General features: G+C 60.8%; 17 protein-coding genes. 10 read left to right on the top strand and 7 right to left on the bottom strand.

Annotation, left to right across the window (positions count from 1 at the left end):
* Nucleotides 1-49 precede the first annotated feature (49 nt).
* A complete protein-coding gene (locus tag FEU76_RS02395) occupies nucleotides 50-1,630 on the bottom strand; it encodes a PQQ-dependent sugar dehydrogenase (protein WP_144980045.1) in 1,581 nt (526 codons plus the stop codon).
* Between the two features lie 192 nt (nucleotides 1,631-1,822).
* On the opposite strand from FEU76_RS02395, the gene FEU76_RS02390 reads away from it, so the two are divergent.
* From FEU76_RS02390 to FEU76_RS02370, 5 genes are all read left to right on the top strand, one after another.
* Nucleotides 1,823-2,755, top strand: coding sequence for a glycerophosphodiester phosphodiesterase (locus FEU76_RS02390; RefSeq protein WP_096921270.1), 933 nt, complete (start codon nucleotides 1,823-1,825; stop codon nucleotides 2,753-2,755).
* A gap of 194 nt (nucleotides 2,756-2,949) precedes the next feature.
* On the top strand, nucleotides 2,950-3,411 hold the full coding sequence (locus FEU76_RS02385; RefSeq protein WP_227407753.1) for a hypothetical protein: 462 nt from the start codon (nucleotides 2,950-2,952) through the stop codon (nucleotides 3,409-3,411).
* On the top strand, nucleotides 3,392-4,585 hold the full coding sequence (locus tag FEU76_RS02380) for a hypothetical protein (protein WP_313955425.1): 1,194 nt from the start codon (nucleotides 3,392-3,394) through the stop codon (nucleotides 4,583-4,585). The genes FEU76_RS02385 and FEU76_RS02380 overlap by 20 nt, the downstream gene beginning before the upstream one ends.
* A gap of 24 nt (nucleotides 4,586-4,609) precedes the next feature.
* Nucleotides 4,610-7,462, top strand: coding sequence for a bifunctional diguanylate cyclase/phosphodiesterase (locus FEU76_RS02375; protein WP_144980042.1), 2,853 nt, complete (start codon nucleotides 4,610-4,612; stop codon nucleotides 7,460-7,462).
* Nucleotides 7,463-7,467: 5 nt separating this feature from the next.
* Nucleotides 7,468-8,250 (top strand): PEP-CTERM/exosortase system-associated acyltransferase, encoded by a 783-nt coding sequence (locus FEU76_RS02370; protein WP_039176113.1) that lies wholly within the window; start codon nucleotides 7,468-7,470, stop codon nucleotides 8,248-8,250.
* 6 nt (nucleotides 8,251-8,256) lie between these two features.
* On the opposite strand, the gene FEU76_RS02365 is transcribed toward FEU76_RS02370, so the two are convergent.
* Together FEU76_RS02365 and nfsA are read right to left on the bottom strand one after the other, a co-directional pair.
* Nucleotides 8,257-8,901 carry a hypothetical protein gene (locus FEU76_RS02365; protein WP_144980039.1) on the bottom strand — a complete coding sequence of 215 codons (645 nt, stop codon included), beginning with the start codon at nucleotides 8,899-8,901 and terminating at the stop codon, nucleotides 8,257-8,259.
* A 10-nt stretch (nucleotides 8,902-8,911) separates the two neighbouring features.
* Complete coding sequence (nfsA, locus tag FEU76_RS02360; protein ID WP_016916478.1) at nucleotides 8,912-9,643, bottom strand: oxygen-insensitive NADPH nitroreductase; 732 nt, start codon at nucleotides 9,641-9,643, stop codon at nucleotides 8,912-8,914.
* Between the two features lie 237 nt (nucleotides 9,644-9,880).
* Between nfsA and FEU76_RS02355 the strand changes: the two genes are divergently transcribed.
* The gene (locus FEU76_RS02355; RefSeq protein WP_144980036.1) at nucleotides 9,881-12,322 is read left to right on the top strand and encodes a membrane-bound PQQ-dependent dehydrogenase, glucose/quinate/shikimate family; all 2,442 of its coding nucleotides are present in this window, start codon (nucleotides 9,881-9,883) and stop codon (nucleotides 12,320-12,322) included.
* Between the two features lie 138 nt (nucleotides 12,323-12,460).
* Nucleotides 12,461-13,228, top strand: coding sequence for a class I SAM-dependent methyltransferase (locus FEU76_RS02350; protein ID WP_144980033.1), 768 nt, complete (start codon nucleotides 12,461-12,463; stop codon nucleotides 13,226-13,228).
* 57 nt (nucleotides 13,229-13,285) lie between these two features.
* Here FEU76_RS02350 and FEU76_RS02345 read toward each other — a convergent pair whose 3' ends face one another.
* Both FEU76_RS02345 and FEU76_RS02340 read right to left on the bottom strand, forming a co-directional pair.
* Nucleotides 13,286-14,941 carry a methyl-accepting chemotaxis protein gene (locus FEU76_RS02345; protein ID WP_144980030.1) on the bottom strand — a complete coding sequence of 552 codons (1,656 nt, stop codon included), beginning with the start codon at nucleotides 14,939-14,941 and terminating at the stop codon, nucleotides 13,286-13,288.
* Between the two features lie 181 nt (nucleotides 14,942-15,122).
* A complete protein-coding gene (locus tag FEU76_RS02340) occupies nucleotides 15,123-16,184 on the bottom strand; it encodes an NAD(P)-dependent alcohol dehydrogenase (RefSeq protein WP_144980027.1) in 1,062 nt (353 codons plus the stop codon).
* A 196-nt stretch (nucleotides 16,185-16,380) separates the two neighbouring features.
* On the opposite strand from FEU76_RS02340, the gene FEU76_RS02335 reads away from it, so the two are divergent.
* Nucleotides 16,381-17,283 carry an AraC family transcriptional regulator gene (locus FEU76_RS02335; RefSeq protein WP_039175854.1) on the top strand — a complete coding sequence of 301 codons (903 nt, stop codon included), beginning with the start codon at nucleotides 16,381-16,383 and terminating at the stop codon, nucleotides 17,281-17,283.
* A 29-nt stretch (nucleotides 17,284-17,312) separates the two neighbouring features.
* Here FEU76_RS02335 and FEU76_RS02330 read toward each other — a convergent pair whose 3' ends face one another.
* On the bottom strand, nucleotides 17,313-17,738 hold the full coding sequence (locus FEU76_RS02330; protein ID WP_039175852.1) for a VOC family protein: 426 nt from the start codon (nucleotides 17,736-17,738) through the stop codon (nucleotides 17,313-17,315).
* A gap of 135 nt (nucleotides 17,739-17,873) precedes the next feature.
* Between FEU76_RS02330 and FEU76_RS02325 the strand changes: the two genes are divergently transcribed.
* Nucleotides 17,874-18,740 carry a LysR substrate-binding domain-containing protein gene (locus FEU76_RS02325; protein ID WP_144980024.1) on the top strand — a complete coding sequence of 289 codons (867 nt, stop codon included), beginning with the start codon at nucleotides 17,874-17,876 and terminating at the stop codon, nucleotides 18,738-18,740.
* Nucleotides 18,741-18,808: 68 nt separating this feature from the next.
* On the opposite strand, the gene mqo is transcribed toward FEU76_RS02325, so the two are convergent.
* Complete coding sequence (mqo, locus tag FEU76_RS02320; protein ID WP_144980021.1) at nucleotides 18,809-20,497, bottom strand: malate dehydrogenase (quinone); 1,689 nt, start codon at nucleotides 20,495-20,497, stop codon at nucleotides 18,809-18,811.
* 148 nt (nucleotides 20,498-20,645) lie between these two features.
* Between mqo and FEU76_RS02315 the strand changes: the two genes are divergently transcribed.
* Complete coding sequence (locus FEU76_RS02315) at nucleotides 20,646-20,858, top strand: DUF3820 family protein (RefSeq protein ID WP_144980017.1); 213 nt, start codon at nucleotides 20,646-20,648, stop codon at nucleotides 20,856-20,858.
* Nucleotide 20,859: the final 1 nt, after the last annotated feature.

Raw genomic sequence — 20,859 nt, 5'->3', positions numbered from 1 at the left:
GCTGAGTTGCCTTTCTCGTGCTTATTGTCTTGTACTTATCGTCTCGTACTTATTGTGGCTCGATTGGCGTCACTCTGACCAGTTTGCCCTGAGGGCTGTCGGTCAGCAAATAGACTGCACCCTCGGGGCCTACTCGCACGTCACGAATGCGCGCGTCCAGCTCACCAAACAGCCCCTCTATGTCTTCTGCGCTGCCGTCTTCCTGCCAGCGTACCCGACGCACCTCACGATTGACCAATGCCCCCACCAGCAGGTCGCCCTCCCACTCGGGAAACAGCTCGCCCCGATAGACGGCCATGCCCGAAGGGGCGATAGAAGGCGTCCACTCCAGCGCCGGGAGCTGCATGCCGGGGTATTCGGTAAACGGCGAGACCCTGGCCCAGGTGTAATCCAGCCCGCCGGTGGCAATTGGCCAGCCGTAGTTGTTGCCGGGTTGGATGAGGTTGAGCTCATCTCCACCTCGCGGGCCATGCTCGTGGGCAAACAGCTGCTGGCGCTGGGCGTCGTAGACCAGCCCCTGCACGTTGCGATGGCCAATGCTGTAGAGCTCGGGCAGTGCATCGGCCTGGGCCAGGAAGGGGTTGTCGTCGGGCACGCTGCCATCGGCATTCAGGCGCACGATGCTGCCGATATGGCTGCTCACCCGCTGGGCATCTTCACGGTTATCGAAACCATCACCCAGAGTGAGGATCAACGTGTCATCCGGCAGCCATGCCAGGCGGCCCCCATAGTGGGCATCGCCACGCTTGGCGGGGTGAACCCGAAAAATCTCTTCTACCTGCTCCAAACGCCCATCACCCAGGGTGGCCCGAGCCAGGCAGGCATGATTGGCACTGGCCGTACCGCAGGCGTAGCTGAGGTAGAGCTGTTGATAGGTCTCGAACTGGGGAGAAAGCAGCACATCGAACAGCCCCGACTGCCCAGAGGCAAACACCTCCGGCACGCCATCGAGGTCGGCCAGCGTCTGGCCGCTGTCATCCAGCAGCAATAGGCGTCCTGGGCGCTCGGTCACCAAAAAGCGGCCATCGGGCAAGAATGCCAGCGACCAAGGGTGCTCCAGCGCATCGGCCAGGGTGTCGATCTGATAGGCCGTTTGGGCTTCGGCAGCGGGCTGAGTCACGGGCAGCACGAAGGCGACCAGCGCCATGGCCAGAGACGTGTGGCCATGGCGCTTGTGCGATGCGGGACACGTCAGCATGGCCAGCAGCCAGCCTGCTATGGCGGCCGTTGCCAGCATGGCGGCCAGCCCACCGGCAGTGCGGGTGGCTGCCACCAGCGTGGGCATGGGCGCAAACATATTGGTCAGCAGGAAAGTCAGCCATAGCCCGGCCACGGCCGCCAGCGCAAAGGCCAGGCGTCGGAGGCTGGCAGGCCACCGCCGAGTGAGCCAGCCCGCCACGGCCTGGGAGATCAGAAACCCCGCCAGAAACAGCCCTGCGTAAACGGGCGCAAAGTGAAGAAGATCCTGTGCCGTGGTCGAAAGCCGTGTACCCAGAGGAATGGCCACCCCCAACGCCTGCAACTCACTCAGGTTCAATTGGGTTTGCACGACGCTGCCCAACACGACCCCGATGACCACCGCAAACAGCACACGAAGTGCCAGCGCCCCCCTACCCTTCTTCTGACTCATGATGTTCTCCACATTGAGCGTATTTTCCTACCAGCATACCTTTAATTGCCATCTTGTTCGTGGAGAGTGCTGGGAAAGTGCTGAATGAACACGCTGCCACGGGGAGTGCGTCCGATTCTTCAGGGAGTGCGTGCGTTTTCAATAGATAGACGTTATGGTCTTGATAAATATTACCTATTCCACGGAGCCACCATGCCGCGCTATACGAGTACTGCTGCCGCACTGACGGCACTCATGACCGTTGCTACTGCCGGGGTCGCCAGCGAGCCGCCGCTGGCCCAGCAGTTGAACGCCTTGGAAAACTTTCAGGTCATCGCGCATCGTGGCGCCAGCGGTCACGCTCCCGAAAGCACGATGCCCGCCTACGAGCTGGCTCACGAGTGGGGTGTGGACTATCTGGAGCTGGACGCTCAGCTCACCGCCGATGGCGAAGTGGTCATTTTTCATGACAACACGCTGGAACGTACCAGTAACGGTGAAGGGCATATCCATGAGCACACGCTGGCCGAGCTGAAGGCGCTGGATACCGGCAGCTGGTTCAACGAAGCAAACCCCGAGCAAGCGTCGGATGACTTTGTCGGTTTACCCATGCTGACGCTGGAGGAACTGTTCGATCACTTCGGGCATACCACCCGCTATTATATCGAAACCAAGTCACCCCACTTGAACCCAGGCCTGGAAGCCGCGCTGGTAGAGCGCCTGGAGGCCTACGACCTTGTACAGGAAGGCCGTGTACTGGTGCAGTCGTTTGCTCAGGAAAGCCTGCTGAAAATACAGGCGCTCAATCCTGAGATCCCGCTGGTGCAACTGTTGTGGTACTCCCCTGGCGAGGGCGAAGGCTCCCCCTTGGTCGAGTGGAACGACACCACGCCCGGGCCCGCCCAGATGCGTGCCAGCGACTTTCAGCGCATCGCCGAATACGCCGTCGGGATCGGCACCAACGCCCAGCGTGATGGGCAGGACGTGATCGATGCCGACTTTATTCGTCTGGCCCAGCAGAACGGCCTGCCAGTGCACGTTTACACCATCAACGAGCGCCCAGAGATGGAGCGCCTGATGCGCATGGGAGTCAACGGACTGTTTACGGATTACCCAGACCGCCTACAGTCACTGATCGTTGAATAAGCATGCTTTTTCAAGTGCTGACGATCGTTACCCTGTCGCGCTTTTAGCGTACTATCTTTCTAATATAAAAATGACAAGAACGGCAGGGTCGAGACGGAAGCGTTGTTAGGTCATCGTTTGTACGTTGCAGGGGGATTTCCCATTCTTACACCCATGACACACGGCACTTGTTCCTGGTGCCCTTGCTGAACGTGATGCCACGGAGACCCTGGCGCGCCTATGGGCTGCTGGCCTTGATCTGGCTATGGCTGGTACCCGCCAGTGCCCTGGCCGAAGCCGAGCCGACCGAGTCGTTCACGGCGATCGTTCTCGTGGCTCACCCGGACATCGAACTTTCAGCGCTGCCACGGGATGCCCTTCGCGCCATGTTTGCCATGCGCCAACGCACCTGGCCTGGCGGCCAGGCCATGCAGGTTTTTGTGTTACCCAATCGCGACCCTGTACATGCCCGCTTTGCCAAGGAGATGCTGGCCGTCTACCCGCATCAGCTGCAGCTCGCCTGGGACAGGATGGTGTTTTCTGGCATGGGGCAAGCGCCCCACCGTGTACGCGACCAAGTGGATATGCGCGAGCGAGTTGCCCGCACTCCCGGCGCGCTAGGCTACCTTGAACGGGAGTACCTGGATGAAAGCGTCCGTGTCATTTCCATGGAGTAAGGGCTTGGGGCAGCGCTGCGCCCTGGCGGGTTTGCTGGCCTGGCTGCCCATGGCAGGCATGGCTCAAGAGCACCCCGCCGACACCCTTCAGGTGCACGGGTTTCTCAGCCAGGCACTGGTCATCACCGACCATAACGACTTCTTTGGCCCCAGTAGCGACAAGGGCAGCCTGGAGTATACCGAACTGGGGTTGAATGCCTCGTTTCGCCCACACCGCCGGGTGCTGGTGGCAGGCCAACTGCTCAGCCGCCGTGCGGGAGGCGCTACCAGCGATGCGGCCCCCACCCTCGACTATGGCGTGGTGGATTACCAGATGCTGTCCAGCCCGGCGCGCACGCTGGGGGTTCAGGTAGGCCGCTTCAAGAACCCGTTTGGACTCTACAACCAGACCCGGGACGTGGCCTTTACACGCCCGAGCATTTTGCTGCCTCAATCCATCTACTTTGACCGCACCCGCGCACTGGGGCTGGCGGCGGATGGTATCAGCCTGTATGCCGAGGAGCATACCGCGGCGGGTACGTGGCGCTTGAGAGGCGGCCTGGGTCGCCCGCAGACGGGCTCAGAGCTATCCGACCAGCTGTTTGGCGGCATGGCCCAACGAGTGTCTGCCTCCGAGCCCTCGGCCATCGCGCAGCTGCTCTTCGAAGACCACAGCGGCCAGTGGGTAGCGGCATTGAGCACGGCCTCGGTGCACCTCGATGCCACGCTCGTGGGTCAGGCGGCCGACTTCGAGTTTCAACCGTGGATCGCTTCCTTGCAGTACAACCAGGAGTACTGGAGCGTGACCGCCGAATACGCGCTGCGCCAGCAGGCCCTGAGCGGCGAGAACCTGCCACGCACGTTCGATATCACGGGTGAAAGCTGGTATGTCCAGTACCAGCGGCGCTTCTCTCCCGACTGGAGCGGCCTGATTCGCTTCGACCGGCTGGTCAACGATACCGATGACCGTTCGGGCCGCGCCTACGAACGGGCCGGGTTCGGTCCTGCGTATTCCCAATTCGCCGATGACATCACTCTGGGCGTGCAGTGGACACCCACGCCCCAGCTCATGCTGTCGGGGGAGTATCACTACGTGGATGGCACCGGTTGGCTGCCTCGGCAAGACAACCCCGATGCCGGCCTGACCCGCAAGCATTGGAACATGCTGCTGTTTCAACTCTCTCTGCGCTTTTAAACCCTGCCACCGGGATCTGTCTCGATGAATCAGTCCAGCCCACCCGTCAAGCGTCGCTCGAGTCTTGCCTGGCGTGTCATTGCGCCTAGCAGCTTGCTGCTGCTGGTGCTGGTGGCCCTGTTCATCTGGCTTGGCCATCATCACCTGACCCAGCAGCTCGAACAGAGCCGTCAGGGGCATCATGAGCGTCAGCAGCGAGAAATCCGCCTGGCCATGCAGCGCTCTGCCGATAACCTGCGCCAGTTGGCAGGCTTGACGGCAAACGCCCCCGACCTGGGCAATGCCTTGGCTCAGAACGATGATGAAGGCCTACGCACGGTGCTGGCAGCCCAGTGGCCTTCGCTGCAGTTGGAAGCCGGGGTAGATGGCGTGTTCGTCTTCGATCGTCAGGGGCAGCAGCGTGGGCAGTCCGGGATGGGCTCCCCGGATATGGAGCTGCCCATTCGCGGTTGGGTAGACGACTTGCTGGCGCGAGAGATTCCCATCAAGACGCTGCGCTGTACCACCAGCTGCCAGCAATATGCGGCGGTACCGATTCTGGTGGATGGCGACAGCATCGGCATGGTCATGCTGTCTCGTTCGCTTGCCGACGTCACCCGCGAAGCCAAGGAGGTCTCGGGTAGCGAAGTAGCGCTGATGGTCACGGGCCACGTCGAGGGTGACTCCAACGACCCATCGCGATACCTGCCAGGCTGGAACGGTCATCTGGTGGCCATCACCAACCGAGAACCTACCCTGCCACTGCTGGAGCAAGCCTCGTTGGCAACGCCGATCTACCAGTTGGCAGACACGCCTTTCAGCATGGAGTACGCCGGACGCTACCTGGAGCTGAGCGCGGTTTACATGGAAGACGATGCCGATTGGCGCAGCACCAGCTATTTTCTGTTGATTTCAGACATCACGACGCAAACGACGGCCATTCAGCGGGCCACCAACACGCTGCTGGCGCTGGGCGTGGCGGGCTGGCTGGCGGCGGAATTGCTGCTGCTGGCGATCCTGCTCGGGCCCATGGCGCGGCTGCGCCGTGTAGCGGCCCTGTTACCGACGCTGTCGGATGGGCAGTTTCAGCGCGTGCGCACCCGCCTGCCCATGACAACCCCCAGGCGCTCCAATGAGATCGACATACTGGAAAATGCCACGCGCACCCTGGCCGACCAGTTGGAGCGTCTGGAGTCGTCGGTACATGATCACAGCGGCCAACTGGCCGAGCGTATCGAGGAGTTGGCCAGCGAGCGCGATTTCGTCAATAGCCTGCTGGATACGGCCCAGGTGTTCATCGTCGTGCAAACGGCCACTGGGCGCATTCAACGAGTCAATGAATATACCCGCAGCCGCCTGGGGTTGGCGGACCAGGATCTGGTAGGCCGCCATTTTTACGACATCTTCGACAGCTCTGCCCACCCTCTGCCTGGGGGAGCGGAGCACCGCAACGCGCAGCCCGCAGGCCAGTTCGCCAGCCATCAGCAGGAAGAGAAAACCCTGCATACCCAGGACAAGCGCTACGCCACCGTGGCCTGGTACCATGCGCCACTCACCAGCAGCCATCGGGAGCGGGGAGCACGCATTTCGGTAGGTCTGGACATCACCGAACGCAAAGCTGCCGAAGAGCGCTTGACCTGGCTGGCCGAACACGACCCACTCACCGAGCTGTACAACCGTCGCTATTTCCAGGATGCGGTTCAGCACGCCCTGCTGTGTCAGAGCGAAGGCGCCATCGTGCTGCTCGACCTCAACGAGTTCAAGGAGGTCAATGAGCTGAGCGGGCACCATGTGGGCGACCACCTGCTGCGTGAAGTTGCCGAAACGCTGTTCATCAATCTCGGGCAGCGTGGCACGATTGCCAGGCTGGGGGGCGATGAGTTTGCCCTGTTGCTGGAAGGGGTGAACAGCGAGCAAGCCATCAGCGTCGCCGACTATATCAACCAGTTGCTGAGCAGCATTGGCTTCCAGGCCGCAGGCCGGAAACATCATATCTCTGCCAGCATGGGGATCGCGCTGTTCCCGGCCCATGGGCAGACTTCTGCCGACCTGCTGGCCAGCGCCGACATGGCCATGTACAAGGCCAAAGAGAGCAGCAATCAGGATTGGTACCTGCTGTCCCAGGCCGAAAATGCCAAGGATGAGCTGCAGGAGCGGGTGTATTGGGTAGAACAGCTGCACAACGCGCTGGAACACGAGCAGTTCGAGCTGATGGTGCAGCCCATCGTGCGCCTCAAGGATCACGATATCAAACATTACGAAGTGCTGGTCCGCATGCGACACCCGGATGGCAGTCTGGTGGCGCCTCAGCACTTCATTCCGGTCGCCGAGCAGAGCGGCCTGGTAGTCGCTCTGGACCGCTGGGTCATCAGGCACAGCCTGCAAGCCTTGGGCAAGCTGCAGGAGCGCGGTGTTTCACTGGCCGTGAACCTGTCGGGGCAGTCGCTTCACGACCTGGGCTTGAAACAGTACCTCACCGACGAGCTGCGCAGCAGCGGTGCCGACCCTCACCATCTGATTCTCGAAGTCACGGAAACGGCAGCCATCACCGACTTTTCCACCGCCCGCAACGTATTGCAAACGTTCAGAGACCTGGGCTGCCGTACCGCGCTGGACGACTTTGGCATCGGCTTCAGCAGTTTCCATTATCTTGGCCAACTGCCGGTGGATTACATCAAGATCGATGGCTCGTTCATTCGTAGCCTGCTGATCAATCCCGACAGCCATACCATCGTCAAGGCAATTGCCGACATTGCCAAGGGGTTCGGTAAACAGACCATCGCTGAATTCGTTGATCAGGCACCGTTGACGCCTATTCTGCAAGAGTACGGCATTACCTATGGACAAGGGTTCTATTTGGGCAAACCCATCCCATTAACGCAGCTCATACAAGGATAACGATGGTGATCACGACAATAACTCCCCCCGTCACCACGCCTGAAACGCTTGTCGAAAACACCTTTTCACCGGCCTTCTTCGACACGCATTTTTCCCTGTTGATTGCTCATACACCCATTGAAAAACTGCGCGCCTTTACCCTGCGCCACGCGGTGTTCATCGAGGAGTTGAACTACGACCTCGGCAATGACAGTGCGCTCAATATCGAACACGATGACCATGACCAGCAGTCGCTGCTGTGCCTGCTTCACCACAAGGCCACAGGATTGGATGTAGGATGCCTGAGGGTCGTACTGTTCGACGAGCACAATGGCCACGAGCAGCACAGCCTGCCGCTGGAAGCCTATTATGGGGAGCATCTGTTTTTACCGAACACGCACCCCCGCTGCTTTGCTCATCAGCAGGTATGCGAAGTCTCGCGGTTGGCCGTTCATCCTACGGTGCGTCGCAAGCATAGCGACGTACAAAGCCCCTACGAAAGCATCAAGGAGAGCCCTGCCCTGCTCAGCCTGAGCCTGTTTTTGGCCGCCACCGCCTTGGTGGGCCTCAGCCAGCGCCCTCATGCGTTCGCCATGCTCGAGCCACGCTTCAGCCGCTTGCTGAAGGCTTCCGGCCTCCAGTTTCATCAAGTGGGCGGCGTGATCGACTACTGCGGTAGCCGTGCCGCCTACTATATCGACCAGCGAGTGGCCGAGGAACATTTGCCGAAGCGCATTACGCCTCTCTACCAGTTCATCAAGGGCCAACTGGCGAGCCAGTTGGCCAACAGTCCGCTGCTGCAAGCGTGATGGTGATCACGCCAGCTGCGAGCCTGGCGCCTCCTGGCGAGTGAACTCCTGTGGCGCGACACTCGCGAACTTTTCGGCAAAGAACAGCAGCGTTTCAGGATGGCGAAAGCGCTGCTCGAACGTCTCCTGACCTTTGGGGGTGCGGCGGGTAACGCTGGCCTGATAGGCATTGCCTACTTTGGAGACGCGGACACTGTTCTCGTGACCCGGCTCCCGGTGATACGCCGTGACGTTGGACTGCTGCTCCAGCAGTTGGGCCAGCTTCGACGCGGCCACTCGCTCTTCTTCACTGGCCCACAGCGGCTGGTCTCGATTGCCGTAGTGATAGAGCATGACGGCCAGTATGAGGGCAAAGATGCTGCTGATGAGCATCCAGGTCAATTCTACGCCCGCCACTGGCGTACTCAGCAGAATGCCCATCTGCACCAGGCTTCCCACGGCAAACACCAGCGCCAGCGGCCGCCACATGCGCTGATTCATGACGCCTCGGTTGAGCATGTATCCCCACAGCCCCACGACCCCCAACACCCCAAAGAACAGGTGCACCAGCGCCAGCGGTGTCCCGCCCCCGAAGAGAATGGCAATGACGCCCATCACTGGCAGCAGGCTGTAAAGCCCAGCGAAGAGAAGGTAGGCACGCTGTAGGGACATGAAGGGCTCCTTATTTCATGGTAAAGCCACGCTTCACTAGAAAGTCACGCATGTGGGGGCGCAGCTTGTTGTCGAACAGAGGGGTGAGGTTGTGCGACCAGTCACTGTTTTTATTGCCGCTACTGCGTGATTGGTAGTAAGCCCGCATGGTGTCATCGAAGGCCACGACCTGATCACTGTCTTCAGTGTAGTAGTCCTCTTTCAGAATCGCCTCCACGGGCAGCCTGGGTTTGACCTCCGGCTGATGGTCCGGGTAGCCCAGGCACATGCCGAATACCGGGTAGACATGGGGCGGCAGTTTGAGCAGCTCGCTGACGGCCTCGGGGTTGTTGCGAATCCCGCCGATGTAGCAGATGCCCAGCCCTTCCGACTCGGCCGCCACGGCCACGTTTTGGGCCATCAGCGCCGTGTCCACGGTGGCCACCAGCAGTTGCTCGGTCATGCCGCGCTCTACGTTGGCGCCAGTACGCGCCGAGGCTTCTGTAGGACGCTTCATGTCGGCGCAGAACACCAGAAATACCGCACTGCTGGCCACATAGCCCTGGCCACCGGACAGTTCGGCCAGTTGCTCTCGGTTGGCTGCATCTTTCACGTGAATCACGCTGTACGCCTGCACATGGCTGGAGGTCGCCGCCGCCTGCCCGGCCTTGATCAGCTCCAGGAGCAGCCCACGGGGAATCTCCTGGTCGGTGAATTTACGAATGGAACGGTGGGACTGCAAGAGCTTGATAACGTCGTTCATGGTGCCTCACTGATCACGAAATGGTAGGGGGCGTGCTTTGTCGGAATACTTGAATCGTAACGCATTCTTGCCTGCTTGCGGCAACCCGCGAGGCTCGCTTGCAGGCAAATGCAGCTTCACGAGGCCACATGGGTTAAACAACCCTCCTCTACTCGCCAAGCCCTGCCTGCTCTTCTAAGGTTAATTCAGCATTGTTGCCACGCAGGCAACACCCGCCCCATAACCAAAGGAAAAGACATGGACGCTACCTATCGCAAAGGACCGGCCGTCTGGGCCATGCTCGCCCTGGCAGGCGTACTCCTGCTACTGAGCCTGCCCATGATCGTAGGTGGGGGATACCTGGTCCTGCTCGGGGGCTCGTGGTATTTCCTGCTGGCGGGCCTTGCGATCCTGAGCGCCGCCGTGCTGATGTGGCGCCGTTCCCCATCGGGCGTTTGGCTCTACGCCGCGACGGTGCTGGCTACCCTGGCCTGGTCGTTATGGGAAATCGACCAGAAAGGCTGGCTGCCGATTTGGCAGGTGGACTTACTGGCGCGCATGGGGGTGCTGTGGGGCTTGCTGGCGGTGGCGCTGCTGCTGTTACCCGCGCTGTACCGACACCGCGGCCACCGGCCTGGCTGGGGGGCACGCCTGCCGGGCCTGATCGCCCTGGCGCTGCCGGGCCTGGCACTTCTGTGGCTGTTGCAGGATCGTCATGTGGATATCGACTCCCCGGCACAGGCACGCTTGGCGGAAGGCGCTTCCTCGCCTGACATGAACGACCAGACCTCCATGGACTGGCCGGCCTACGGTGGCGATGCGTCGGCTCGGCGGTTTTCCGAGGCCAGTCAGATCACGCCAGACAACGCGGCTCGGCTCAGCGAGGCCTGGACTTTCAATACCGGCGATACTCCCCATAGCGACGCGACACCTTATGCCTTTCAGAATACGCCACTGAAAGTGGGCAACAGCGTCTATGTATGCACCCAAAGCAACCAGGTATTTGCACTGGACCCCGGCAACGGCGAGCAGCAGTGGCATTTCGACCCACAGGTCGACCGCGATGCGCTGGAGCATGTGTTTTCTGCCGCCTGCCGCTCGCTGGCATACCATGAAACCGACGACCCCACGACCCAGTGCCCGCGCCGCCTGCTGATGGGCACCATGGATGGACGCCTGATGGCCCTGAATGCCGATGATGGCTCTCAGTGCACCGATTTCGGCCAACAGGGAACCGTGGACCTGTATGAGTTCATGGACCCGCAGGCACCGGGCTATCTCTCCAATACATCGGGCCCTACCGTGGTCAACGACAGTGTGATCGTAGGGCATCAGGTGACCGACAATCAGCGCCGGGACGGCCCTTCCGGCGCCGTGAGGTCCTACCATGCCCTCACGGGCGAGTGGCAGTGGACCTGGGACGCGGTCTGGACGACCCCCGACCAACAGCCCGAACCCGGTGAAGTGTACCCGCGAGGCACCCCCAACGTGTGGGCAGCCATCACGGCCGATGAAGCCCTGGGGCTGGTCTACCTGCCCACCGGCAACCCTACCAATGACCAATATGGCGGCGACCGCTCGCCGGAGGAGGATGCCTTCACTGCATCACTGGTCGCCGTGGAAGCCGACTCCGGCGACGTCGCCTGGAAATTCACCACCGTGATACATGATTTATGGGATTACGATCTGGGGGCGCAGCCAGCGCTGATCGACTTCCCCACCGAGGAAGGCCCCAGAGCGGCCGTGGTGCAAGCCACCAAATATGGGCAGGTGTTCGTCTTCGACCGTGAAACCGGTGAACCCCTGCGCAGCATCGAGGAGCGCGCCGTGCCTCAGGGTGCCATCGAAGGAGATTGGACCTCGCCGGTACAGCCTTTTTCACCAGACATGCCCAACTTTGGCTCACTGCCAGGGCAGGAAGTCGAACGCTTGACCGGGGCGCATACCTGGGGCACGACGCCACTGGACCACCTCTACTGCCGCATCGAGTTCCAGCGCATGCGCTACGAGGGCATGTTTACTCCTCCCACCCTGGAGGAAGGCGGCATGCTGCAGTTTCCTGGCATCCTGGGCGGCATCAACTGGGGCAGCGCCTCGTTCGATCCCACGCGCCAACTGATGATCGTGAACAACAACCGCATGCCCTCGCAGGTGGTGCTCTACCCCCGAGAAGAAGCCGACGACATGGATGACATTGCCCCCATTGGCGCTCAGGATGCCAGCTACATCGACCAGCAGGCCCAGCCCATGCTGGGCGCACCCGTGGCAGCGGAGCGCGGAGCCTGGCTCTCTCCGCTGGACATGCCGTGTACGGCGCCACCCTGGGGCTTTCTGAGCGCCACCGACCTGAACAGTGGCGAGATCGTCTGGTCACGCCCGCTGGGCACCAGCATGGACCAGGGGCCGCTGGGCATTCCCTCGCGCCTCAAGATGACGGTGGGTGCCCCCACCAGCGGTGGCCCGTTGGCCACCCAAGGGGGCATGACCTTCATTGGGGCTGCCATGGACGATTACCTGCGCGGCTTCGACAGCGCGACCGGCGAACTGATATGGGAACAGCGCCTGCCAGCAGGCGGGCAGGCCAACCCCATGACCTACGTGCACCAGGGCCGCCAGTATGTCGTCATCGCCGCAGGCGGCTCTTTCCAATCGGAAACCACGCTGGGCGATAGCGTCATTGCCTACGCCCTGCCCGAATGATGGGCAGGGTAAACGTGAAAAATGTACGTGCTGACTGGGGCTTATCCAGCGGATGGCTATACTGTAAAAAGCGTTATTCTAATACAGTGTTTCACTCTGAATAATCGCACCACTGAATAACGATGCCAGGATGCCGCCATGACAAACGCCTCACATACCCCGCCTGGGCAAGCATGGAATGCTAGCCAGTACGCGGAAAACGCATCTTTCGTGCCCAAGCTGGGCCACGAGGTGCTGAAGCTGCTCTCCCCTCAGCCGGGTGAGCGCATTCTGGATCTGGGCTGCGGTGATGGCGTATTGAGCGAGCGCATCATGCAGCTGGGCGCTGACGTGCTGGGCGTCGATGCGTCGGCGGAAATGGTCGCGGCGGCGCAGCAGCGCGGCGTGACGGCCAGGGTCGTCGATGGCCACCAACTGCCCTTCGACCACGAGTTCGATGCGGTTTTCAGCAATGCCGCCCTGCACTGGATGCTCGACCCTCAGGCCGTGCTGGCCGGCGTCAAGCGGGCCCTCAAGCCCGGGGGGCGCTTCGTGGCCGAGTTTGGTGGGCACGGCAACGTGGCGGCCATCTGCACCGCGCTGATTGCCTCGCTACAGTTCCGTGGTATCAGCTCCAAAGGGCGTCACCCGTGGTATTTCCCGACGGCAGAGGATTACGCCAACCTGCTGCAAACGGTGGGCTTTCGTATCGACAGCATCGAGCTCATCCCGCGCCCTACGCCGCTGCCCAAGGGCATGGCCAACTGGCTGGACACCTTTGCCAGCCCGTTCTTCCACGGCCTGGATGACGACCTGAAAGATGCCGTGTTTGACCATACCGTCAACCTGCTGTCGCACAGCCTGAGCGATGGGCACGGCAACTGGACTGCCGACTACGTGCGCCTGCGCGTGGTGGCCCACGCCTGAAAGAAAAACGCCCCCTGAGCAAATCGTGCGCTCAGGGGGCGTTCTATGGTCTTCCTCTTAGAATTCGTCCCACTCGTCCTGCTTTTGAATCGACTTGGCAGGCGTCTGCCCTGGCGTTTGTCGACCCAGGGCTGGTGCTGCCTCCTGCGGCGCAGGCGACAATTGCTCGCCAGCGGCCAGCCGGAAGGTGGAGATCAGTTCTGCCAGGCCACTGGCTTGGCCCTCCAGGGCAGTGGCCGCCGCACTGGTTTCCTGCACGAGCGCCGCGTTCTGCTGGGTCACCGAATCCATTTCGGTCAGCGCCGCATTGATCTGCTCGATCCCTCCGCTCTGTTCACGGGTTGCCGTGGAAATTTCACCCACCAGCGTGGTGACCTGACGAATGGCGTCCACCGTCTGATGGATGGTTTGCCCGCTGCGCTCGGCCTGGCTGGCACCGCTGGTGATCTGTGCCGTGGTTTGCTCGATGAGACCGCGAATCTCCTTGGCCGACTCGGCACTGCGGGTAGCGAGAGAACGCACCTCACTGGCCACCACGGCAAAGCCGCGCCCCTGCTCACCGGCTCGGGCCGCTTCCACGGAGGCATTGAGCGCCAGGATATTGGTCTGGAAGGCAATCGAGTCGATCACGCCAATGATGTCGTTCACCTTGTCGGCGCTGGCCGCAATATCCCGCATCAGTTGCACGGTTCGCTCGACCTCGTCGCCACTCAGCTCTGCCGACTGCGATGCCGCCACGGAGAGCTGGTCGGCCTGCTGGGCGATATCCGCATTGGTGCCCACCGTGGTCGCCATCTGCTCCATGCTGGAAGCCGTTTGCTGAAGCGCGGCGGCCTGCTGCTCGGTACGCGAGGAGAGGTCCTGGCTGCCGGAGGAAATCTCGCTGGCCCCGCTATAGACGTGTTCACTGCTGCTGCGCAACGAGAGGACCAGCGTTCTGAGCTTTTCCTGCATGGCGGCCAGTCCAATGAACAGCTGGCCAATCTCGTTACGGCCGCGGTCTTCGATACGCCCGGTCAGGTCGCCGTCGGCAATGCGCGCAAAGTGGTCCAGTGCCTGGCGCAGCGGCGTGACCACCCCTCGCACCATGGCAATACGAATGACCAGCGCCGCCAACAGTGAAAACAGCAGTAGTCCAATGGCGATGGCACCTACCCAGGTCGCGACTCGCTCAACCTGTTGCATCACCTGCTGACCACGGGATTCGGTATAGGCCACAAAATCGCTCATCGCCGTATCCAGACGCGCGCTATGCTCGCCCAGCTCCGCCTGGCGACGCTGGATCTGGAAAGGCGGCGCATTCAACAAGGGCTCCAAGCCTTCCACCACAAAGGCCTGATAAGCCTCGGCCACCGCATTTCGGTAGCGGGAAAGCTCACTTTCCGGGGCCACCACCACAGAGGAGAACTCCTCGAAGTACTGTTGCGCGATCTGCGTGGCCTCCACTGCCTGCCCCTGGCTTTCCTGACCTCTTTCAGGATTGCCCATGGTACTGAAGCTGGCAGCGCGGTCGAGAAAGGTCTGCGCCCGTAACGCATTGACCTGCATTCGGTTGGCCAGATTGACCAGCCTCACATTGGTATTGTTGATTTCGGCAAGTGCCTGACCGCTGTTGGTATTGGCATAAAAGCCCAGCCCGCTAATCAGGCCAATCATCACCACCAGCACCGCGAGGGCAGCCGTCAGGCTCCATTTGATTGAGAGATGCTTCATGGGTGAGTTCCCTTGTGCTTATTCGTTATGGCACTGCTCAAGCGAAGGGTAAAACAATCCACGCCAAAAAACGGCCTCTCTACGACTTATGTATATCAACAAATTTTCATTGATGGGCCCACAAAAAAGCCCACTCCCCGAGAAACCCTCGGAGAGTGGGCATCGCTACCCGTGAAATGCCTCAGGCAGGCGTGTTTTTCAGCGTGGCCATGTCGATCACGAAGCGGTAACGCACGTCACCTTTTTCCATGCGCTCGAAACCTTCGTTGATGTCGTTGATATCCAGCATTTCGATATCGCAGGTGATGTTCTGTTCGGCGCACAGCTTCAAGAGCTCTTCCGTTTCGGCAATCCCGCCGATCAGTGAACCAGCCACCACGCGGCGCTTGAAGACCAGATTGAACGCTTCGATGGTCGGCTCGATGGGCTCCAGCAGACCGACGATGATATGCGTACCGTTGTACTTGAGCGCGGCCAGGTAGGGGTTGAGGTCATGCTGCACCGGCACGGTGTCCAGCATGAAGTCGTAGGTCTCTGCCACGGCCTCCATTTGCGCCGGGTCGCTGGACACCACCACGTGGTCAGCGCCGTTTCGCTTGGCTTCCTCTACCTTGGCGTCGGAACGGGTAAATACCGTGACTTCTGCGCCCAGCGCCTTGGCCAGCTTCACGCCCATATGGCCCAGGCCACCCATGCCAATCACACCGATCTTGTGCCCTTTACCTACCCCGAAATGCTTCAGCGGTGAGTAGGTAGTGATACCTGCGCACAGGATAGGCGCTGCCGAGGCCAGATCGATACCATCGGGCATCTTGAGCACGAAATGCTCGCTCACCACGATGGCATCGGAATAGCCGCCCTGGGTCAGGGTGCCGTCCTGACGGTCGGGGCTACCGTAGGTCATGGTGAAGCCTTCCAGGCAGTATTGCTCTACGCCCTCCTGGCAGGCCGAACAGGTGCGGCAGGAATCGACCATACAGCCCACCCCTACCAGATCGCCTACCTGGAAGCGGCTGACGTCGCTGCCCACGGCGGTCACGCGGCCGACGATCTCGTGGCCGGGCACGACGGGGTATTGGCTCATGCCCCAGTCGTTACGCGCAAAGTGCAGGTCGCTGTGGCATACGCCACAGTAGAGAATTTCGATGGCAACGTCGTCGGCACGCGGCGTACGACGCTCAAAGGTAAACGGCGCGAGGGGTTTGTCGGCAGAAAACGCGGCGTAAGATTTTGCTTGGCTCATGGAAACTCCTGTTCAAGGCATCCCGCCCATGCGAGAGAAGTCACCATTATTGGCCGTACCGCCGCGGTTAGCGATGAACGAAGCTCCGTTTTTTTTGCCTATTTCTCTACTCAAGCGTAATAAAATAACAAAAATTCGCTCAAAAAAGGCACAATCGTCGCAGCTGCCCCAAGACTGCCTACCTTTCGGAGCTACCATGGCCACTACCACCGCTGCCGGTAATGCACTCGCTCAGTGCCTTTCTCCCTTGATTCGACGGGAAGGAATGAACGCCTCGACACTGCCACGCGTCAGCCTGCTGTGTCTGAAACGGCATCAGCCGCGCACCCCGCTCATGTACGAACCGGGGCTGACGGTGATTGCCCAAGGGCGAAAGATCGGTTACCTGGGTGACCGAGAGATTCATTACAATCCTGGCCACTATCTCGTTCAGACCCTGCCGCTGCCTTTCGAGTGCGAAACACACGGCTCCGAAGAGGCGCCGCTGTTGGGTATTTCGGTCTCTCTGGACCCCGCACTGCTCAACGAGCTGGTCACGGCCATGGGCGATCAGGGGCCGCTTGTGCAAACCGTGAAAACCCCCAGGCCCATGGCCTCGGTGGCCATGAACGAGGGCATGCAGGCCGCCGTACTGCGGCTCGCCCACACCCTGCACGACGAGATGGAGTGCCGCACCATGGGGGCAGCGCGCATACGCGATGTGGTATTCGAAGCGCTCAAGGGGGAACAGGGGCAAGCGCTGCGTGCGCTGGTCAGCGGCCATGGCCACTATGCGAGAATCGTGCAGGTGCTTTCCCACCTGCACGCTCATTTTGCCGATCCGTTCTCGGTGGAACAGCTGGCTCGTCAAGCCAACATGAGCGTCTCGACCTTTCATCAGCACTTCAAGCAGATCACTCGGGCTTCCCCAGCGCAATACTTGAAACGGTTGCGGCTGCTGAAGGCTCAGCAGCTATTGCTGCAGGACCGCCATAACGTCAACCAGACCGCCTTGGCCGTCGGCTACCGCAGCGTGCCTCAGTTCAGCCGCGACTATAAGCGTTACTTTGGCGAGCCACCGCTACAGCATCGCCGTCAGGAGCAGGCCATGCGCGCCTGACACGCGCCCTGTCGGCGACACAAGCGCACTTACTTGGCAAAAATTTGGCTCTTGTCCTTGAACGCCTTGAACTCCAGCGCATTGCCGCAGGGGTCGAGCAGGAACATGGTGGCCTGTTCGCCCACTTCTCCCTTGAAGCGAATATAGGGTTCGATCACGAAATCGGTATCGCGGGCTTTCAGGCGCTCGGCCAGCGTTTCCCACTCATCCCACTCCAGGATGACACCAAAATGCGGTACCGGCACATTGTGGCCATCCACCGGGTTGGTATGGGCGCTTTCCTGCCCAGGCGTCTTGGGATGCCCGTGAATCACCAGCTGGTGGCCAAAGAAGTTGAAATCCACCCAATGGTCACTGGAACGCCCCTCTTCCAGACCAAAAACATCATTGTAGAAAGCGCGTGCCAGCGGCACATCGTAAACGGGGATTGCCAGGTGGAAAGGGGAAAGGCTCATGAGAAGCTCCTGTTATCGGGTATGCCGCGATGTGCTGCGTTTATGGTTGGTTCAGCCATCCTAAAAGCCGCCATGCAAAAATAAAATCAATTGTTTTTTGATAAACTCACAAAAAATATTGATGAGTTACCGATCATGATTCGTGAGCTTAAAACGCTTGTCGCCGTGGCCCAGCACGGCACTTTTGCGGCTGCCGGGCAGCAGACCGGACTGACCCAGGCGGCCGTCAGCGCCCAGATGAAGCGCCTGGAAGCGGAGCTGGGGGTCACACTGTTCGAGCGCAGCGGTCGCAATGCCGTCCTCACCTCGCAAGGCCAGGCCACCCTGCAGCAAGCCCGCGCCCTGCTGGCGCTGTACCGAACGCTGGGGGCAGCAGGCACCGATAAGGCCCCCGGCACGCTCATCACGCTAGGCGCCATTGCCTCGTATCAACGTACGCTGCTGCCGGACGTGCTGGCACATTTTCACCGCGACTTTCCCCACTGCCGCAGCCGGGTGGTCCCTGGGCTGTCACTGGGGCTGATGAGCCAGGTGGATGCAGGAGAGCTCGATATGGCCGTGATCATTCGGCCGCCCTTCTCGCTGCACAGCGACCTGCGCTGGCAGCCACTGGCCCATGAACCCTTTCGCCTGTTGGTACCGCAGGACTGGTCAGGGAGCGATTGGCGAGCATTGCTGGAGCGTCATCCGTTCGTGCGTTACGACCGGACGTCCTTTGGGGGGCGGCAGGTCGAGCGCTTCTTGCGCGATCAGCACTGCCAGGTGCGCGATGTGTGTGAAGTCGATGAACTGGATGCCATCGTTCGGCTGGTGGCCAACGGCGTGGGCGTCGCGCTGGTACCAGAGCCTCGTGCCCTTGACCATTGGCCCAGCGGCATCAGGGCAGTCAGCCTCGGTGAGCACACCTTTCACCGGGATATCGGGGTGGTATATCGAGGCGATCAACCTGGCCATGAGGCATCCCGTGCCCTGATCGCCCTGCTGGTGGAATACGCCGCCTAGCAATGAACGAAACGCACAACGCCAGCCCGAAGGCTGGCGTTGTATAGGCCGAACTTCAGGCGTCGTGCTTACGCCTGTGTCACCTCTTCTTCCTGCTCGCTGTCCTGAGCTTCCGCTTCGTCAGCGGGTTCGGCGTCCTGCTCCGCCTCGTCAGCGGCGTCTTCGACGTCACTTGCCTCGACGGCATCGCCCGCCTGCAGGTTCATGGGCTCGTCAAGCTGCAGGGTTTGTGCCGTATAGGCGCGCACGTCACGCAGCAGCTCCGGGTTTTCCGCCAGTTTCTGGCCGTAGGACGGCACGATGGCGGTCAGGGTAGACTGCCACTCTTCGGTGGCCACCTGTTCGGGGAACACACGCCCCAGCAGGTTCAGCATGATTGACGGAGCAGTGGAAGCGCCCGGCGAAGCGCCCAGCAGCGCAGCCATGCTGCCATCGGCAGAGCTGATGATTTCGGTACCAAACTGCAGCACGCCGCCCTGCTCTTCATCGTTGCGGATGATCTGCACACGCTGGCCCGCTGTCCACAGCGACCAGTCTTCGGGGTTGGCTTCCGGGTAGAAGTCCTGCAGCGCTTCGAAGCGGTCTTCTTCCGACATCATCACCTGGCTGACCAGATAGCGCACGAGGTCAAAGTTATCGACTCCGACCTGCATCATCGGCCAGGTATTGTTCAGCGTCATGGAGCCGAACAGGTCGGTCCAGGAGCCTTCTTTCAGGAACTTGCTGGAGAAGGTGGCAAACGGGCCGAAGAACAGCGCGGGTTCACCGTCCAGATAGCGGATATCCAGGTGGGGTACCGACATCGGCGGTGAGCCTTCACCGGCCTTGCCATACACTTTCACCAGGTGCTGAGACACGACGTCCGGGTTGGTGGTGTAGAGGAACTGGCCACCCACCGGGAAGCCGCCGTAGCCCTCTACTTCAGGAATACCGGTTTCCTGCAGCAGCGGCAGCGCAGCACCGCCCGCACCGATGAAGACGAAGCGTGCATCGATGGTGAATTCATCACCGCTGGTCAAGTCGGCGATACGAACCTGCCAGGTATCGTCGTCATTGCGCTCGAAACCACGCACTTCGCTGTTCAGACCCAGCGTGAAGTTGTCGCCCTGGGCCAGAGATTCGATCATCTGGCGCGTTTGCGCACCGTAGTTCACCTCGGTGCCCATCTGCATGCGCGTTGCTGCCACCGGGGTGCCGTCGTTCTCACGACCGGCCATGACCAGCGGCATCCACTCGGCCAGCTCCTGCCAATCCTCGGAGTACTCCATTCCGGCGTAGAGCGGGTTCTGTACCATGGTAGCGTGACGCTCGCGCAGGAACGCCACGTCGTCTTCGCCCCATACCAGGCTCAAATGCGGAGAGGTGCTGATGAACGAGCCGGGCTCGCCGAGCATGCCACGGTCCACCTGGTGCGCCCAGAACTGGCGAGACACCTCGAACTGCTCGGTCACGTTGACCGCACGGTCGATGGCCACACTGCCGTCCGACTGCTCAGGGGTGTAGTTCATTTCGCAGAAAGCCGAGTGTCCGGTACCTGCGTTGTTCCAGCCGTTGGAGCTTTCAGCGGCGACTTCATCCAATCGCTCGTAGAGGTGTATGCTCCACTCCGGCTCCAGCTCCTGGAGATAGGTGCCCAGCGTAGCGCTCATGATGCCGCCACCAATCAGCAGGACATCGACCGGTTCATCGGCCGAAACGGGCATTGCTGCTAGCGCCAGCAGCGGCGAGCAGAGTAAAAGACTTAAACGTTTTTGCATGTCATGTCCCTGACGATACAGAAATGACGTGCCGGAGCAGTGAGCGCCCAGCGTCGAGGGGGGTGTGATTGTCGACGAAAGTCTAACAAAAAACCGTGGGCGCGGAAACATAAAAGAACGCTTAAATGAGAATGAAAGGAATTACCGAATGAAACCCGAAGACCTCGAAAAGCTGGTCTCACGCAAAATGCTCTTTGGCAAATACGAAGGATGGATCATCGCCGACCTGCCTGGGCCCTATCTCAACTGGTTTGCGCGAGAAGGCTTCCCTTCCGGGGAGATTGGCCAGCTGCTGCACTTGATGCACGAAATCGACCATAACGGCCTGAGTGGCCTGCTCGACCCGCTGCGCAAGGCGTGAG

This window comes from Halomonas sp. C22 (assembly GCF_007655045.1).
Taxonomy (GTDB): domain Bacteria; phylum Pseudomonadota; class Gammaproteobacteria; order Pseudomonadales; family Halomonadaceae; genus Vreelandella; species Vreelandella hamiltonii.
This window is presented reverse-complemented; position numbering and strand designations above follow the sequence as displayed.

What these genes read in the sequence shown, in the direction of transcription:
- FEU76_RS02385 (WP_227407753.1), top strand. Translation starts at nt 2,950, where the DNA reads ATGCCACGGAGACCCTGGCGCGCCTATGGGCTGCTGGCCTTGATCTGG.
- FEU76_RS02335 (WP_039175854.1), top strand. Translation starts at nt 16,381, where the DNA reads ATGGCCACTACCACCGCTGCCGGTAATGCACTCGCTCAGTGCCTTTCT.
- FEU76_RS02390 (WP_096921270.1), top strand. Translation starts at nt 1,823, where the DNA reads ATGCCGCGCTATACGAGTACTGCTGCCGCACTGACGGCACTCATGACC.
- FEU76_RS02340 (WP_144980027.1), bottom strand. Translation starts at nt 16,184, where the DNA reads ATGAGCCAAGCAAAATCTTACGCCGCGTTTTCTGCCGACAAACCCCTC.
- FEU76_RS02355 (WP_144980036.1), top strand. Translation starts at nt 9,881, where the DNA reads ATGGACGCTACCTATCGCAAAGGACCGGCCGTCTGGGCCATGCTCGCC.
- FEU76_RS02365 (WP_144980039.1), bottom strand. Translation starts at nt 8,901, where the DNA reads ATGTCCCTACAGCGTGCCTACCTTCTCTTCGCTGGGCTTTACAGCCTG.
- FEU76_RS02330 (WP_039175852.1), bottom strand. Translation starts at nt 17,738, where the DNA reads ATGAGCCTTTCCCCTTTCCACCTGGCAATCCCCGTTTACGATGTGCCG.
- nfsA (WP_016916478.1), bottom strand. Translation starts at nt 9,643, where the DNA reads ATGAACGACGTTATCAAGCTCTTGCAGTCCCACCGTTCCATTCGTAAA.
- FEU76_RS02350 (WP_144980033.1), top strand. Translation starts at nt 12,461, where the DNA reads ATGACAAACGCCTCACATACCCCGCCTGGGCAAGCATGGAATGCTAGC.
- mqo (WP_144980021.1), bottom strand. Translation starts at nt 20,497, where the DNA reads ATGCAAAAACGTTTAAGTCTTTTACTCTGCTCGCCGCTGCTGGCGCTA.
- FEU76_RS02325 (WP_144980024.1), top strand. Translation starts at nt 17,874, where the DNA reads ATGATTCGTGAGCTTAAAACGCTTGTCGCCGTGGCCCAGCACGGCACT.
- FEU76_RS02375 (WP_144980042.1), top strand. Translation starts at nt 4,610, where the DNA reads ATGAATCAGTCCAGCCCACCCGTCAAGCGTCGCTCGAGTCTTGCCTGG.
- FEU76_RS02315 (WP_144980017.1), top strand. Translation starts at nt 20,646, where the DNA reads ATGAAACCCGAAGACCTCGAAAAGCTGGTCTCACGCAAAATGCTCTTT.
- FEU76_RS02395 (WP_144980045.1), bottom strand. Translation starts at nt 1,630, where the DNA reads ATGAGTCAGAAGAAGGGTAGGGGGGCGCTGGCACTTCGTGTGCTGTTT.
- FEU76_RS02345 (WP_144980030.1), bottom strand. Translation starts at nt 14,941, where the DNA reads ATGAAGCATCTCTCAATCAAATGGAGCCTGACGGCTGCCCTCGCGGTG.